This is a genomic window from Streptomyces sp. NPDC014991, from assembly GCF_043080665.1.
GTDB lineage: Bacteria > Actinomycetota > Actinomycetes > Streptomycetales > Streptomycetaceae > Streptomyces.
This window is the reverse complement of sequence record NZ_JBIBVY010000011.1, coordinates 79,371-94,478: the sequence shown is the minus strand read 5'-3', so window position 1 is coordinate 94,478 and position 15,108 is coordinate 79,371. Positions and strand designations below refer to the sequence as shown.

Genomic DNA, 15,108 nt, shown 5'->3' with positions numbered 1-15,108 from the left:
CGCGACTGGCTCTGTGATCCCGGGAGCGTTTCTCAGGCCCTCCCGGGATCACTCATGTGGCCGCAGCTTATGCGCTGGCGTCCTCGCCGAAGAGGATTTCCAGGAGCCTCGCCCGCTGTGCGGGCCTGGGGGAGGGGGTGACCCTCCAGAGAATGTCCACTTTCGGGTCCGGTGCATCCTTGACCAGCTCGCACAGCTGCTCGCCGGCCTCCGCGGCCCGTACGAGTCTCGCTTCCCCGTCCTGCATGGCCGCTCCTTACGGACGTGCTGGATGCGCGTGGCAGACCATCCCTTCTCGGAGGCCGCACAGGCACACAGGTTTGATCGTGTCAGCAACTACCCTCCGGACTGAATCCCGAAGTACAGGGCCAGCAGGCCGAAGATCAAGGCGTAGCCGATCCAGAAGAAGGGCAGCTTGTCACTGCCCTTCCGCATGGATGCCGGGAGCCAGCCGCCCGAGTCGGGCGGGCCGTACTTCTCCCGATGCATGGCGATGATGCGCTCGTTGTCTTCCTGGTCTGCGTGCCCCATGGCGTCCCCTCTCCTCGCGCGTCAGTGTGACGACGGGGAGAGGGCTGGGCAAACGTCCCTGCTTACGCGGGCACGGGCGAGAACTGCGGGAAGGCGCCCGCGTACTGCGGGTCCACGTACCACGCCTTCGTGTCCTTGTGGAAGGAGAACTGCCCGCCCTCGGACGGCCGGCCCTTGCGCATGCCGTACTGCTGCGTGATGCCGTCGAACTCGCCCTTCTTCGGGAAGGGGACGTTCAGCCGGTACCAGCCGGCCTGCGAGTACTCCGACCCCCGGTTCTGCACTGCCGGGGCCGGCGGCGGGGGCGGGACCGCGGGGCCGCCCTGGTAGCCCGGAGCCTGCGGCACGGAGACGTTCGGCCCGAAGGGCGGGGGAGTGGGCATGCCCGGCGCCTGGGGCGCCGCGGGAGCGCCCTGCGGGACCGGCGTGGCCCCGAGGCCGTTGCCCAACGCCGCACCGGCCTTGATGGCCGCCCAGGCCCGGCCGATGGCCGCGCCGGCCTCACCGCTCTCCAGCTCCTCGAAGGCCGTCTTGACCTCGTCCGCGGTGTTGGCGCGGACCACGAGCATGGGGCCCTGGCCGTTCATGGAGATCGTGAAGCGGTGGTTGTGCGGGTTCGCCGGGAAGTCCGGGTAGATCGCCGGGCCGCCCTGGGCGTCCTCGCCGCCCCAACCCTGCTCGTCCTCGGTGGTCTGCTCGGGCATGACGTCGGTCATGGTGCTCCGTTCGGGAATCCAGGCGGTGTCCGCCTGCGGATCGTTCAGCAGCTCAGCCGCTGGTCTGTAAAGCGCCCACTTGCGGGCGTAGGGAGGGGCGTCGATGACGATGCCTCCGGAAACAACAAGCCCCACGGTCGCCCGTGGGGTGGAGTGCCAGATCAGGCCGTCAGAGGACGGCACTCACGCTTCCTGGATCTCCAGGAAGAAGAGCGTGCCGCTCGTCTCGTCCTCCACGCCGATGACGGCCTTCGTGCCGGCGGTGTCGATCGCCGACGCGCTCAGGGTGCTGGTGCCGCGATTGATCGTGAGGATCAGCAGCTCACGCAGTTCTTCGATGGTCACTCGTCCCCCTCCGGGGTCTCGAATCGGATGCAGCCGGGGTGGTGCCCGCAGGCCTCACAACAGGCGCCGCAGTCGCAGTTGGGCAGCATCAGTTGCCGTCAGCCAGCTCGTTCAGCTGGGTTATCGCCCAGTCGACGCCATCGGAGAAGTCGGCGGACCGGTCGGGGTTGACCGTGCGCAGGTGCCTGGCGGCCTGCCTGAGTAGAGCCGCACTGTAGGCGTCCACGAGGTCAGACGCCCAGGTGCGGTCACCGCCCGCCGAGTCGGCGTCGCGGGTGACGATGTCGATCAGCTCGTCACGACTCGCCATCAGGCCCTCCAGCCCTTCGGCTTACCCCAGCCGGCGGGCCTGGGCAGCGCGGACATGTTCGACCAGTGCAGGACGCGGTTCATCTCGGCCCGGGTCATGTCGGGCCGCTCGCCTACGGCCACGGCGCGGTTGGCCTTGGCCACGGCGCGGGATGTCTTGCGGTAGCTGGAATGGCGGTAGCTCACGCGCTCTCCTGGAAGGCCTTACGTGCGACGAGCACGTTCCACACCAGCAAGAGGATGTCGATGATCAGCCACTTGAACGAGTGGCTACGGATGTCCAGGCCGACGAAGATCGCCACGCCGAGGACGCACAGCAGGGCGCCTGCGCGCGACATCATCGGGCGGTCGAAGAGGCCCCAGACGGCACTGGCCACGCCGAGCAGGATGATGCTGAAAGGAATCCACCAGAGGGTGTCCACTGTTCTCCTCAGAACTGGGGTTGGTAGCCCGGCGACGCCGGGTCGTAGAGGTGGGCCAAGGGCCCGTTCTGGGCCGCGCAGGCGGCCTGCACGTCGCACAGCGGGTAGCACTCCCGCGGGAAGCCGTTGGCCTTGAAGTCGCCCTTGAGGATCTGGTCCCAGGCCGCGCCGTAGACGGCGCCGATCTCCTTCACGTCGACCCCAGAGAGGTCGAACGGCTTGCCCAGCGTCGCCTTGCGGTTCATGAAGGGCACGCCCATGTGCACGTCCACGTCGTACTTGACCTTGAGCAAGGCCGCGTACGTCTCGAACTGCGCCGCCGTCTTCGGCGGGCGCTTCCCGGACTTCAGGTCCAGGATCACGAGCTTCTTCATGACTGGGTCCCAGAAGACCCGGTCCAGGAACGCCTTGATCTCGACCGGGCAGCCGGGCAGCTTGCCCGACACGTCCAGCTCGATGGCCGGCTCGCCGTCGGGCGTGGTCCAGATCTCCCAGGGACTGCGCTCGCGCCAGTCGATGTACGACTGGACGAACTGGAGGCCCATGCGACGCCAGTCCTCGATGCCTTCCGTCTTCGAGCGGCGCCACTTGTTCTCGTTGGGCTCCTTCTCCCGGGCTTCCGTCAGCTGATTGTTGAAGTACACCTCCCAGACCTGGCCCGCGGGGAACACGTCGCCGTTGCCGACGACAGACATCAGGTCGTAGTGCTCGGTCGCCTCGTGCACGGCGGAGCCGCCTACGAGCCACAGAGCGGGCGCCTGGGGAGCCCTGGCGACCCGGGTGAGGAAGTACGCCTTGGCGCAGCGCTCCAGCGTCTCCCTGGAGCTGTGGGACAAGTGGGCGGGCAGCTTCATGACGCCTTCCTCTGGCGGTCCGGCCGGTTGGCGTACTCCCTGACCACGACCGCTTGCGGGTTGTAGATCCGTACGTCCTCGGCTCTGATCCACTTGCGCGAGCTGTAGCGACGGCCACGGCCGTCGATGAGCACGAAGACCCACAAACCGTCCTCGGTCTGGCCGACGTACCAGCAGTCGCGGACAATGCCGTTGCTGCGCGCCCACAGATGGCGGCGCCCGTCGGTCTCGGGAAAGGGCGGCTTGCTGTCCGCGGCGCCGGGCTCCAGCTCCAGCGGCTTCAGCTCCACGACAGGCGCCGGCTCCTGAGCCGCCATCTCCGCAAGATGGCGCTCCCATTCGCGGATCAGGTACATGGCCGGGGTCTCGGGTATGCCGGTCATGCGCTGGATCTCGCGGAAGACCGTGCCGCCTGTCCGCAGGCGGTGCAGCTCCTCGCCCCACCGAAGGCGGCGTTCCCGCGGCCAGCGCTTGACGGCCGCGGCCAGCGCCTGGCGGACACGCCAGCGCTCGAACGGATCGAGCCCGCCCCAGACGCCGTACGCCTCACCGAGGGTGTCCCTGCGGCACTGTGCCTTGACCGGGCAGTATCCGCATTTGACCTTGGCCCTGTCCCAGGCCTTCTGCACCTCCTTCGGAGGCTCCCGGTTGATCGCGCTCACCTCCGCGAAGAAGATTTCGTGATCTCGGGGGCCCTTACAGATCGCGTGCTTCAGGTACTTGCGCTCGGGGTCGTAGAGCATCAGCGGTACCTCAGGTACGCCGCGGCCATGAGGAAGCCGACGGCGCCGCCGATGAACGCTTCGGCGAGCTTCCAGCCGGCCCAGGCTGCGGGCTCCTTGAGCGCCCTGGCGGCGCGCTTGATCAGTTCCACCAGTACGGCACCCCAGACATGACGAAGGCCGCCGAGAAGGCGGCCAGGATGATCAGCTTTTGGAGTCGGGTCACGGTGCCGACCCTTCGGGCGGCTCACCCGCAGATGCACGGGTAGACCCGGTGGCACCGAGGGCAGACAGGCACGACGGGCACACGCCCCCTCCGTTCTTCTCGCGGCGGGCCAGCTCCAGCTCTCGCCGCAGTCGTTCGTTCTCCTGGACCAGGCGGTAGCCCGCCTGGCTGGAGCCGGCCTCGTGGCCGCGCTTGTACGCGGCTTCGACGTGGGGGAGCAGGGCGACGTAGGCACTCTCCTTGATCCAGTCGGTTCCTGAGACCCAGGCGCTCACGGTGGAGCGCAAGGCCTCGTGCCAGGCCACCTGTCGGGGCATGGTTCCTCCAGGTCAGCGAGCTGACAGCTCGAATTCCAGAACCTGCGCGCGACCGGAGGGGCTTTGAGAAGACGGCGATCATGAACTTCGTGAAGAACGGCGGCGGACTGTTCATGATCTCCGACCACACCGGAGCCGACCGCAACAACGACGGCGAGGACGCGGTCGAGATCTTCAACGACCTGATGACGGACAACAGCGTCGACTCCACCGACCCCTTCGGCTTCTCCATCGACTCCCTGAGCATCAGCTCGGACCACCCCGCCGCGATCAGCGACAGCACCGACCCGGTGCTGCACGGCTCCTTCGGCACCGTCACCAAGAGCCTGATCGCCAGCGGAACGACCGCCACGCTCAAGCCCGCCGACAACAGCGGCGTCAAGGGTCTGCTGTACCGCACCGGCTACTCCGGCACCACCGGCGCGTTCTTCGCCACCAGCACCTTCGGCAGCGGCCGGGTCGCGTTCTGGGGGGACAGCTCCCCGATCGACGACGGCACCGGCCAGTCCGGCAACACCCTGTACGACGGCTGGAACGACTCCGGCGCCACCGACGCGGCCCTCGCCCTCAACGCCACCGCGTGGCTGTCCGGCGCGAGCGGCGGCGGCACCGGCGGCGGCTCGACGTCCTGCACCGCCGCCCAGCTCCTCGGCAACAACGGCTTCGAGTCCGGCAGCACCGGGTGGAGCGCCACGAGCGGCGTCATCACCGACTCGACCGGCGAGAAGGCCCGTTCCGGCTCGTACTACGCCTGGCTCGACGGCAACGGCACCGCCACCACCGACACGCTCGCCCAGTCGGTGACCATCCCGTCCGGCTGCCCCGCCACGCTCGGCTTCTCCCTGCACGTCGACACGGCCGAGACCACCACCAGCACGGCCTACGACACCCTCAAGGTCCAGGTCGTGGGCGGCTCCGGCACCGTCCTCGCCACCTTGGCGACGTACTCCAACCTCGACGCCGCGTCCGGCTACACCCAGCGCACCTTCGACCTCGGCGGCTACGCCGGGCAGACCGTCACCCTGAAGTTCACCGGCACGGAGGGCTCCAAGTACCAGACGTCGTTCGTCGTGGACGACACCTCGCTCCAGGTCGGCTGAGCCGGGGGAGGGGCGCGTCAGGCGGCCGGCACCGTCCGCTCCGGCACGTTCCAGCCGGAGACCCGCACCTGCGGCGCCGACCCGTGCAGATCGCCGGTCCGGTAGGTGGCGGTCAGGGTCAGCTGCTCGCCGGGCCACAGGCTCACCTCGTTGTCCGACCAGCGCACCGGCAGCGCCGGCCGGCCCTGCGCGTCCACGAGACGGACGTCCGTGAACAGCGCCGGGGTCGTGCCGGTCCCGGCGCTCCGCAGGGTCACCGTCGTGGTCGAGGTGCCCTCCGCCGACCGGGTGACCGCCGTCGCCGTCACCGGCACCCGCGCCATCGGGGTGAGCCCGCCGAGGTCGGCATAGCCCGTGGTCGGCGTGTGGTACCAGTCGGTGTCGTCCCAGTCGAGGGTGTCCGGCACGGTGGAGAGCCAGTACACGTTCCGGCTCACCACCGTGCCCCCGGCGTCGGTGAGCACCAGCCGGAGCAGGTGGGTCCGCGCCGGACCGTCCACCGAGGCCGGCAGGGTCAGCGCGGTCGTGCGGGCGCCGTCGCCGTCGACGGCCGTCCCGGTGACGGTGCCGTCGTACCTGCGCGTGCCGTCCGGGTCGAAGAGCGTGGCCCGGACGGTGAGACCGTGCTCCCCGGTGTGCCGGTTGTTCACCACCACGACCGAACGGTCGTCGTAGGAGTACTGGACGTGCAGCGGCTCGTTCGCCTTCTTCGCCCCGAAGTAGGCGCCGTTCTGGTCGAGATAGCGGTCCGTCAGCTGCCAGTGCAGTGATGTCCAGCCGCTGTTGAACATCCAGTGCACGACCCCGGTGGCGGGCCTCTCGGCGTCCGTGGCGTTGCGCCCGTACGCCTCGAACTGGGCGCGGACGTTCTCGTACTGCGCCAGCTGGGCCTTGCGGACGTAGTCGGTGAGGCCCGTGGGGGCGCCGTAGCGGCCGGCCAGGGCGTGGTCGTAGAGGGCGAGCGTGCCGAAGGTGGCCGACGGCGAACGGTGGTACTGCCGGGCGTCCGGGTCCCGCCAGAGGCTGTCGAGCTCGGCGGGTGTCAGCATCCGGCGCAGGGTGTCCAGGGTGGGGATGCTGGGGCCCGCGCTGGTCTCGGAGTTGAAGCCGGTGGCTCCGCCCTCGCGTTTGGCGTACCAGTAGCCGGGCGGCACCCAGTCGTACGGGCCGCTCATCTTCATCCCCGAACGGCCCAGCCGCGGGGTGGATTCGTCGGAGGCGGCGGGGACCACGGGGGCGGTGAAGTCGGCGGCCTCCAGGGCGTCGAGGTACTCCCTCTCGATCGTCGCGTTCGGGGCGGAGTCGCTGCCGATCAGGAAGGACAGCACGCTGGGGTGGTCGCGCAGCCGGGCTGCCTCGGCGGCCATGGACGCCCTGGCGACGCGATGGTCGGCGTCGGTCCACTTCTTCCCCGACCCGCTGGGATTGACGTCGCCCTCCCACTTGTCGCAGCACTCCCAGCCCGGCAGGGTGAGGACGCCGTAGCGGTCGGCCAGAGCGAAGAACTCGTCCGGCTCCAGATGACCTTCCAGACGGAGGGTGTTCAGGCCGAGGTCGACGGCGTACTTCAGCCGGTCCTCGGCGTAGGCGCGGTCCCAGCGCAGGAACTCGTCCGGGGACCAGCCGCCGCCCCTGACCAGCAGCCTGCGGCCGTTGATCCGGTACTGCCGGGCACCGTCCGCGTTCAGCGGTGCCCGCACGTCCCGGATACCGAAGGTCTCGTGCGCGGTGTCGGAGACCGTGCCGGCGACGGACGCGGTGAGGGCGAGGTCGTACAGCGGCTGCCCGCCCATCCCGGCCGGCCACCACACCTTCGGCCCGGTCAGGCGCAGGCCCGGGGTGTCGTCGGGGGTGAAGGTGACGGTCTTCGTCTCATGGGCGGCGAGCGGCACGGTCCGGGTGAGCCGCGTGCCGGCGACGCTGCCGGAGATCTCGGCGGTCACCGGCGTGGCGGAGTCGTTGCGCGCCCGGGCCTTCACCGTCAGGCGGGCGGTGGCGAGCGACGGCACGGCCAGCTCCGTCACCACGTGTGCGTCGCGCAGGGCGACCGGGCCGCCCCGGCGGACCAGGACGTCGCGGACGAGGCCCATATTGCGGTCGGGCGGCGGCTGGAGCCAGTCGAGCCAGCCCATGGTGAGGTCGCTGTTCGGGTCGTTGGGCCGGACCCGGAAGGCGACCGTGTTCGTGCCGGACCCGACCAGCGATGTGATGTCCAGTTCGTGACGGGTGTAGGCGCCGGTGACGTCCGCTGCCCCGGCCACCCGGTGGCCGTTCACATAGACGTCGGCCGCCGAGACGACCCCGCTGAAGTCCAGGAACGTGCGCCGAGCGGTGTCCTCGACGGTGAAGTCGGAGCGGTACCACCAGGGCACCTCGAAGTCGGCCTTCTGGATCTTCTGCTGGTTGGTGGAGCGGAACGGGTCGGCGTACACGCCGTTCGCCAGCAGCGCGGCCAGCACGGTGGAGCGGGGGCCCGTCGGATACCAGCCCGTCGCCGGGTAGCCGGGGGAGGAGACGGCCGCCGCGGAGTCGGTCACCTGCGCGGTGGACCGGACGGCGAAGCCGGCGAGGGGGGTGCCGGCGCCGGGGGTGGCGGGCACGTGCGTGACACGGTCGGACCGGTCGGGTTCCGCCGCGTCCCGGGGGTCGGCCCAGGCGCCGGCGGTGAGGGTGCCGGCCAGGACGAGCAGCGCGACGGCCTGGGGGAGCCGGCGGGCGGGACGAGGGAACACGGCGGTCTCCAGCCTCGTAAAGTTAGGAAACTTTACAAACGCCGGTCACGCTAGGGTGGCCCCCGGACCCTGTCAACGACCCTCGCCGTCGTCGACGTTGATCGGGTCAGGTTCCGGCCGTCCGGCGCTCGAACACCACGTTCCGGGCCGTGTCCAGCGCCGTGGCCACCGCGCCGAGCAGCACCGCGTCCGCGCCGAGCCGGCTCGGTGCTATCCGCGGGCGCAGTGGGGTGAGCGCGCGCAGCCGCTCACGGACCGGCCGGAGCAGCAGCCCGGCGCTGTGGCCGAGCCCGCCGCCGAGAACGACGAGATCCGGGTCCAGTACGGCGGCGGCGGCCGCCACCGTGTGCGCGATCCGCTCGGCCTCCAGCTCCACGGCCCGCACGGCGGCCGGCTGCCCCTGCCGGGCCGCGTCGAACACGGCCTTCGCCGTCAGCCGGCCGCTCATCCCGAACCGCCGGGCGGACTCGACCACGGCCACCCCGGCCACCGCGTCCTCCAGCCGCTCCGGCCTGCCCCGGCCGGGCCAGGGCAGGAAGCCGATCTCGCCGGCCAGCCCGTGCGCGCCGGTGAACAGCCGCCCCTCGCTGACGACGCCCATGCCCAGACCCGTGCCGATCAGGAGGTACGCGAAGAGCCGGCTGCCCGCGCCGGCGCCGTACGCGTACTCGCCGAGCGCGGCCAGATTGGCGTCGTTGTGCACCTCCAGCGGGACGCCCAGCTCCTCGCGGATCCGGTCCACGAGGCCCGCGCGGCCCCAGCCCGGCAGATGCGTCGCGTACCGGACCCGCCGGTGCCGTTCGTCGTACACCCCGGGCGTGCCGAGCACCCCGTGCGCCACCTCGGCCGGGACCGTGCCCGACTGCGCGATCGCCCGCCGCGCGGTGTCCACGACCAGGCCGGCCAGAGCGGCGGAGGTACGGGCCGGATTGGGCACGTCGGTCCGTGCGACGACCGCGCCGTCCAGGTCGGCCACGGCCACACGCAGCCGGCTCCGGCCGATGTCCACGCCGAGTGCGTACCCGGCGGCCGGGTCGGGCGCGTAGAGCACGGCGGTGCGACCGCGCTCGGGGGTGTGCGTGCCGGCCTCGCGCACCAGGCCGGCCGACTCCAGCGAGGCCAGCGCGCTGGAGACCGTCGGCTTCGACAGGCCGGTGTCCCGGGCCAGTTGGGCGCGCGAAGCGGCACCGAGGGCGCGCAGCCGGTCCAGGAGCAGCCGCTCGTTGGCACTGCGCAGGCGCCGGCGGCTCCAGGGCTGTTCGGGCGGCTCCGTGACGTCGCTGGCGGGCATCGCACCATTCTCGTGCATGTCCGGCGCATACTTGACGCCTCTCGTAAGGCTCCTTAACTTATCGGCCCCGCCGGGTACGGCGTGGTCCCGTGGCGTCAGGAGTCCCCATGTCCGGCAGCCCGCCACCCACGGGTGGTTTCGTCCGTCGCGTCGGCCTGTTGCAGGCCACGGCGATCAACATGAGCCAGATGTGCGGCATCGGACCGTTCGTGACGATCCCGCTGATGGTCGCCGCGTTCGGCGGCCCCCAGGCGGTCACCGGATTCGTCGCGGGCGCGGTCCTGGCGCTGTGTGACGGGCTGGTCTGGGCGGAGCTGGGCGCCTTGATGCCCGGCTCCGGCGGCAGTTACGTCTATCTGCGCCAGGCCTTCCAGTACCGCACCGGCCGCCTCCTGCCGTTCCTGTTCGTGTGGACGGCCATGCTGTTCATCCCGCTGATCCTGTCCACGGGTGTGGTCGGCTTCGTGCAGTACCTGGGCTATCTCGCCCCCGGTCTGGGGCGGACCGCCGGCGATCTGACCGGCCTCGGTGTCATCGCCCTGGTGGTCCTGCTGCTCTGGCGCGGCATCGAGCACATCGCCCGTATCACGCTCGTCATGTGGGCGGTGATGATCGCCTCGGTGCTCCTGGTGATCACCGCCGCCGCGACCGGCTTCAGCCCGCACCTCGCCTTCACCTACCCGGCGCACGCCTTCGACCTGACGAGCGGCCACTTCTGGCCGGGCTTCGCCGCGGGCCTGACCATCGGGGTCTACGACTACCTCGGCTACAACACCACCGCCTACCTGGGCGCCGAGATCAAGGACCCCGGCCGCACCCTGCCGCGCTCCATCGTCCTGTCGGTCCTCGGCATCATGGCGATCTACCTGCTGCTCCAGATCGGCACCCTCGGCGTCGTCGACTGGCACCGGATGACCGACCCCCACGACATCGCCTCCACCTCGGTCGCCTCCGCCGTGCTGGAGGAGACCTGGGGCCGGGGCGCCGCCGACACGGTGACCGTGCTCATCCTGGTCACCGCGTTCGCCTCCGTGTTCACCGGGCTGCTGGGCGGCTCACGGGTGCCCTGCGACGCCGCCCGCGACGGGGTCTTCTTCCGGCCGTACGCGCGGCTGCATCCCCGGCACCGCTTCCCGGCGCTCGCTCTCGCGACGATGGGGGTGATCACCGCCGTCGGGTTCCTGATCGGCCGTCACACCGACCTGCTGACCCTGATCCAGCTGCTCACCACGGTGATGGTCATCGTCCAGGCGCTCGCCCAGATCGTCGCGCTGAGCGTGCTGCGCCGCCGGCAGCCGGACCTGCGCCGCCCGTACCGGATGTGGCTGTATCCGCTGCCGGCCGTCATCGCCTTCGCCGGGTGGTGCGTGATCTACGGGTACGCCGACCGCAACTCCCCGGGACGGCGCCCCGTCGAGTGGTCCCTGGCCTGGCTCGCCCTCGGCTGTGCGGCCTTCCTGGTCTGGGCCTGGCGGGAGAGGGTGTGGCCGTTCGGCGCGAAGGAGATCAGCGAGGAGTACGACGTCCTGGAGGCGAGCCCGGGTTGATGTGCGGAAGGCCGGTCCGCCCGGGCGGACCGGCCTTCTCCTCGCCTCGCCTCTCCTCCTACGGCCTGGGCCCGCTCCTTGCCGCCGTGCCGGCACAGGCCAGTCCGAGGACGAGGGCAAGGGCGCCGATGACGACGTTGTTGATGATCACGCCCGCGTCCGGGGCGCGGCCCACGATCCACGGTGCGACGATCATCCAGATGCCCAGGGCGCACATGGCCCAGCTGAGGCCGTACATCCGCTCGGGGGCCCGGGTGAATCCCAGCGCCAGCAGGCCTATCGCGATGCCCATGATCAGGTTGTGGGTCGCGAGTGCGGGCTGGTTCGCCGTGTAGTGCAGGATCCACGGGGAGGCGGCGCAGTACAGGCCGAGCAGGAACACCGGCCCGTCCACGAGCGCCACATCACGACCGTCGAGCATGCGGGCGTAGCGCGCCTGCATCTCCGGGACATCGGGGTGGCTCCTCATGTCACCCCTGTGCGAGACGTCGGCCATGTTCGTCTCCTTCGACTCTGCCGCCAGACCGGTGTCTGACGCGGTGTGCGGTAAGCGCCACAGAGTCCAGTTTGCACTTATTTCATCTTTATGTGTAGATACGGTCGGCCGCGTCCGTGCCCTCCGCGGTCTCCTGTTCCAAACTGCTGCGCAGACGACGCAGCCCCCGGCGCGCGTAACTCTTGACCGTGCCCAGCGGCCACCCGGTCCGCTCCGCGATCTGGGTCTGCGTGAGGTCCTCGTAGTAGGCCAGGCGCAGCACGCGCTGCTGGGGCGCGGGCAGCCGGGCCAGTTCGTACCCTACGAACACGCGGTCCAGGGCGGCCTCGGGCCGCTCGGCGGCGGAGTCGTCCCGCGGCAGGGCCGCGCCCACCGCCGTGACCAGCTCGCCGCGGCGCGTCCGGGCGGAGAGGGCGTCGGCGATCTTGCGGCGGGTGATGCCGACGATCCATCCCGCCACGGTCCCGCGCTCGGGCCGGAAGCCGGCCCGGCCCCGCCAGACGCCGAGGAACACCTGCTGGGTGACGTCCTCGGCCTCCGCGGCGTCGCCCAGCGTGCGCCATGCCAGCGAGTGCACCAGCCCCGCCCAACGGCGGTGGACCGCGGCGAGACAGGCCTCGTCACCGGCCACCAGACCGCGTGCGAGTTCCTCGTCGGTGAGCGGCTCCGCGACGGGGGACCACGACGGCGGACCGGCGGACCGGCCGGCCGGGGCCGCGGTGCGGGGCGCGACGGCGGTCGAATGCGGGCTCATGACGACTCCTTCGCGTCGGACGGGACGACCGGGGCGCATCGGCCGGGTCGTCCCTGCGGGCCGGCGGTGTCCCGGGGCGCGCTCCGGGCGTTCATCGTGTGAGTCCGTGGACCGGCTGGACAACTCGCATCGTTTCTGCGTCGTATGGTCGTCGTATGGATGCGACCGAACCTGCGGGGATGCCGGGGAGCGGCCGGGCGTTGGAAAGCGGGCGGGCCGCCTCCGCCGGGGCCGCGGAGCCGGGGCTGACCACCGGGGCGCTGGCCCGCCGGCTGGGCGTCTCGCCCACCACGCTGCGCTCCTGGGACCGCCGTTACGGCATGGGCCCCGCCACCCGCGCCGACGGCCGGCACCGCCGCTGGACGCCCCGGGACGTGACCATGCTGGAGACGATGTGCCGGCTCACCGCGTCCGGGGTGCCGCCCGCCGACGCCGCCCGTGCCGCGAAGGAGCGGGCGTACCCGGCGGCCACCCGCGCCCCGGCCGACGGCGCGCCCGCCCCGGCACCGCGGGCCGCCCCCGCCCTCCCCGCGGCGCCCGTCGTCGGTGCGCCCTCTCCCGGTGCCGCCCGGCAGGAGGGCCGCGGGCTGGCCCGGGCCGCCGTCCGGCTGGACGCGGCGGCCGTCGAGGAGCGGCTGGAGGCCGCCGTGGACCGGTACGGGGTGGTGGCCGCCTGGCAGGACGTGATGCTGCCGACCCTGCACGCGGTGGGCCGCCGGTGGGAGTCGTCGGGGGACCGGTACGTCGAGGTGGAGCACCTGCTGTCCTGGCAGGTGTCCACCACCCTGCGCCGCCACACCCGGCAGCCCGTGGCGACGGCCGGCCCCACGGCTGCGGGTCCCGTGCTGCTCGCCTGCGTCCCCGGTGAACAGCACACCCTTCCGTTGGAGGCGCTCAACGCGGCACTGAGCCAACTCGGCGTCGGCACGCGCATGTTCGGTGCCGCGGTGCCGGCGGACGCGCTCGTCGCGGCGGTACGGCGGCTGGGCCCGGCCGCCGTGGTGCTGTGGGCGCAGGCCCGCTCCACCGCGAGCCTGCCCCTCGCCGAGCACGTGACCGCCATGGAATGGGGCGTCAAGGGCGCCCGCGCACAGCCCCAGGTGATGCTCGGCGGCCCCGGCTGGGCGGGCCGGCCCGCCCCCGGGATGCTCCGCCCGGCCACCCTGACCGAGGCGCTCGCCCCTCTGGTGACCGCCTGCGGCACCGCTCCGCCCGCCGAACCCGCCTGACCGGCGGACGGCGCCCCGCCAGGTCCACCGACGACCCGCGGACGCCGGCCACCGGGCCCGCTTCCCGGCCTCGCGAAGCGGGGTCTCAACCGCGGCCGGGGTCGCGGTCGCGGGCTCGGCGGAAGCGGGAGAGGCCCTCGGCCAGGCCGATGACCGGGTCCGGGTAGTCGCCGGTGCGTGCCCGGTCCGCGGCACCCAGCTTCCACGGCTCGTGCACCGCCGCGCCCGCGACGTCCCGCAGTTCCGGCACCCAGCGCCGCACGTACGCCCCGTCGGGGTCGTACCGCCTGGCCTGGGCGACGGGGTTGAGGACCCGGTTCGGGCGGGTGTCGGTGCCGGTGCCCGCGACCCACTGCCAGTTCAGCTGGTTGTTGGCCAGGTCTCCGTCGACCAGCAGCCGCAGGAAGTGCCGGGCGCCTACGCGCCAGTCCACGTACAGCGTCTTGGCCAGGAAGCTCGCCGTGAGCAGGCGGGCGCGGTTGTGCATCCACCCCTCGTGCAGCAGCTGGCGCATCGCCGCGTCGACCACCGGATAGCCGGTACGGCCCTGGCGCCACGCCTCGATGTCGTCCCACGCCGTCCGCTCGGACCGCCAGCGGTCGTGCTTGGTGCGGTAGTCGGCGCCGGCCGCGGCGGGCCGCGCCGCCAGCAGCTGGCGGTGGAAGTCGCGCCAGGCGATCTGCCGCACGAACGCCTCCGCGCCCGGCCCGCCCGCCAGGCGCGTGCGCCGCACCACCTCGACGGGGGACAGCGTGCCGAAGTGCAGGTGCGGCGAGAGCCGGGAGGTCGCGTCCCCGGCCAGGTCGTCGTGCCGGTCCTCGTAGGCGGCGACGCCGGAACGCAGCCAGGCGGCGAGCCGCTCCCTGCCCACCGTCTCGCCGCCCTCGGCCAGCCCCGGCGACAGCCCGGACAGCGCGGTCCGGGACGGCAGTTCCTCGGACCCGATGCCCGGCGGGACGCGGACCGCGCGCGGCGCGTCGCGCACGTCCCGCAGGTGCTGTGCCGACCACTGCCGGAAGTACGGCGTGAACACGGCGAAGTGGTCGGAGGAGGCCGGGGTCACCGCGCCCGGTGTCACCACGGTGGTCACCGTGTCGTGGACGTGCAGCCGCCGCCCGTCGGCCTCCAGGGCGCGCCGCAGCCGCTGTTCCCGCCGGTGGGCGTAGGCGCTCACGTCGGCCGCCAGGTGCACCTCGTCGGCGTCCGCCTCCGTGGCCACCCGGCACACCTCTTCCACGACGTCGCCGGAGCGCACCACCAGGCGTCCGCCCCGCCGGCGCAGCCCCGCGTCCAGGTCCCGCAGGCAGTCCGCGAGGAACGCCATCCTGTTGGGGGCGGCGAAGCCCGCGGCGGCCACCCCCGTGTCCCGTACGAACAGCGGGACGACCTGACGCGCCCCCTCCAGCGCGGCCCGCAGGGACGGATGGTCGTACAGGCGCAGGTCGGCGGTGAACAGGACGACCGAGACGTACATGGCGTGACTCCGGGGGCGAGGGATGCGGACGCCGGGCGGTTCC

Annotated in this window: 18 protein-coding genes and 1 pseudogene; 3 read left to right on the top strand and 16 right to left on the bottom strand. The window is 72.0% G+C overall.

The genetic code is table 11. From position 1 onward, the window contains the following. Nucleotides 1-67: 67 nt before the first annotated feature. The 11 genes from ACF1BE_RS18790 to ACF1BE_RS18740 form a co-directional block, all read right to left on the bottom strand. Nucleotides 68-247 (bottom strand): hypothetical protein, encoded by a 180-nt coding sequence (locus ACF1BE_RS18790; RefSeq protein ID WP_392200148.1) that lies wholly within the window; start codon nt 245-247, stop codon nt 68-70. Nucleotides 248-336: 89 nt separating this feature from the next. Further along, nucleotides 337-531, bottom strand: coding sequence for a hypothetical protein (locus ACF1BE_RS18785; RefSeq protein ID WP_392200147.1), 195 nt, complete (start codon nt 529-531; stop codon nt 337-339). Nucleotides 532-593: 62 nt separating this feature from the next. Then, a complete protein-coding gene (locus ACF1BE_RS18780; protein WP_392200146.1) occupies nt 594-1,430 on the bottom strand; it encodes a hypothetical protein in 837 nt (278 codons plus the stop codon). Beyond that, nucleotides 1,431-1,592 carry a hypothetical protein gene (locus ACF1BE_RS18775; RefSeq protein ID WP_392200145.1) on the bottom strand — a complete coding sequence of 54 codons (162 nt, stop codon included), beginning with the start codon at nt 1,590-1,592 and terminating at the stop codon, nt 1,431-1,433. Between the two features lie 88 nt (nt 1,593-1,680). Continuing rightward, nucleotides 1,681-1,902: a hypothetical protein gene (locus ACF1BE_RS18770; RefSeq protein WP_392200144.1), complete on the bottom strand. Its 222-nt coding sequence runs from the start codon at nt 1,900-1,902 to the stop codon at nt 1,681-1,683. After that, nucleotides 1,902-2,087: a hypothetical protein gene (locus ACF1BE_RS18765; RefSeq protein WP_392200143.1), complete on the bottom strand. Its 186-nt coding sequence runs from the start codon at nt 2,085-2,087 to the stop codon at nt 1,902-1,904. Before ACF1BE_RS18765 ends, ACF1BE_RS18770 begins: the two co-directional genes overlap by 1 nt. After that, nucleotides 2,084-2,323 (bottom strand): hypothetical protein, encoded by a 240-nt coding sequence (locus tag ACF1BE_RS18760; RefSeq protein WP_392200142.1) that lies wholly within the window; start codon nt 2,321-2,323, stop codon nt 2,084-2,086. Before ACF1BE_RS18760 ends, ACF1BE_RS18765 begins: the two co-directional genes overlap by 4 nt. An 8-nt stretch (nt 2,324-2,331) precedes the next feature. Next, nucleotides 2,332-3,177, bottom strand: a complete 846-nt coding sequence (locus ACF1BE_RS18755; RefSeq protein ID WP_392200141.1) for a RecB family exonuclease — start codon at nt 3,175-3,177, stop codon at nt 2,332-2,334. Then, nucleotides 3,174-3,920: a WhiB family transcriptional regulator gene (locus ACF1BE_RS18750; RefSeq protein ID WP_392200140.1), complete on the bottom strand. Its 747-nt coding sequence runs from the start codon at nt 3,918-3,920 to the stop codon at nt 3,174-3,176. The genes ACF1BE_RS18755 and ACF1BE_RS18750 overlap by 4 nt, the downstream gene beginning before the upstream one ends. Then, nucleotides 3,920-4,051 carry a hypothetical protein gene (locus tag ACF1BE_RS18745; RefSeq protein WP_392200139.1) on the bottom strand — a complete coding sequence of 44 codons (132 nt, stop codon included), beginning with the start codon at nt 4,049-4,051 and terminating at the stop codon, nt 3,920-3,922. Before ACF1BE_RS18745 ends, ACF1BE_RS18750 begins: the two co-directional genes overlap by 1 nt. A 70-nt stretch (nt 4,052-4,121) precedes the next feature. Then, a complete protein-coding gene (locus ACF1BE_RS18740; RefSeq protein WP_392200138.1) occupies nt 4,122-4,442 on the bottom strand; it encodes a hypothetical protein in 321 nt (106 codons plus the stop codon). A 23-nt stretch (nt 4,443-4,465) separates the two neighbouring features. Here ACF1BE_RS18740 and ACF1BE_RS18735 point away from each other — a divergent pair. Further along, a pseudogene (locus ACF1BE_RS18735) lies at nt 4,466-5,542 on the top strand (hydrolase); the annotation flags it as partial. Between the two features lie 17 nt (nt 5,543-5,559). Here the strand turns inward: ACF1BE_RS18735 and ACF1BE_RS18730 are convergent. After that, entirely contained in the window at nt 5,560-8,274 is a 2,715-nt protein-coding gene (locus tag ACF1BE_RS18730; RefSeq protein WP_392200137.1) for an exo-beta-D-glucosaminidase, read from the bottom strand. A gap of 106 nt (nt 8,275-8,380) precedes the next feature. Further along, nucleotides 8,381-9,565 (bottom strand): ROK family protein, encoded by a 1,185-nt coding sequence (locus ACF1BE_RS18725; protein WP_392200136.1) that lies wholly within the window; start codon nt 9,563-9,565, stop codon nt 8,381-8,383. Nucleotides 9,566-9,672: 107 nt separating this feature from the next. Here ACF1BE_RS18725 and ACF1BE_RS18720 point away from each other — a divergent pair, with 107 nt between their 5' ends. After that, nucleotides 9,673-11,112 (top strand): APC family permease, encoded by a 1,440-nt coding sequence (locus tag ACF1BE_RS18720; RefSeq protein WP_392200135.1) that lies wholly within the window; start codon nt 9,673-9,675, stop codon nt 11,110-11,112. Between the two features lie 58 nt (nt 11,113-11,170). Here ACF1BE_RS18720 and ACF1BE_RS18715 read toward each other — a convergent pair whose 3' ends face one another. Continuing rightward, nucleotides 11,171-11,608 carry an SPW repeat protein gene (locus ACF1BE_RS18715; RefSeq protein ID WP_392200134.1) on the bottom strand — a complete coding sequence of 146 codons (438 nt, stop codon included), beginning with the start codon at nt 11,606-11,608 and terminating at the stop codon, nt 11,171-11,173. Nucleotides 11,609-11,696: 88 nt separating this feature from the next. Then, complete coding sequence (locus ACF1BE_RS18710; protein ID WP_392200133.1) at nt 11,697-12,362, bottom strand: sigma-70 family RNA polymerase sigma factor; 666 nt, start codon at nt 12,360-12,362, stop codon at nt 11,697-11,699. Between the two features lie 155 nt (nt 12,363-12,517). Between ACF1BE_RS18710 and ACF1BE_RS18705 the strand changes: the two genes are divergently transcribed. Then, entirely contained in the window at nt 12,518-13,591 is a 1,074-nt protein-coding gene (locus ACF1BE_RS18705) for a MerR family transcriptional regulator (protein WP_392200132.1), read from the top strand. A gap of 85 nt (nt 13,592-13,676) precedes the next feature. Here ACF1BE_RS18705 and ACF1BE_RS18700 read toward each other — a convergent pair whose 3' ends face one another. Next, a complete protein-coding gene (locus ACF1BE_RS18700; protein ID WP_392200131.1) occupies nt 13,677-15,065 on the bottom strand; it encodes a cryptochrome/photolyase family protein in 1,389 nt (462 codons plus the stop codon). Nucleotides 15,066-15,108 lie beyond the last annotated feature (43 nt).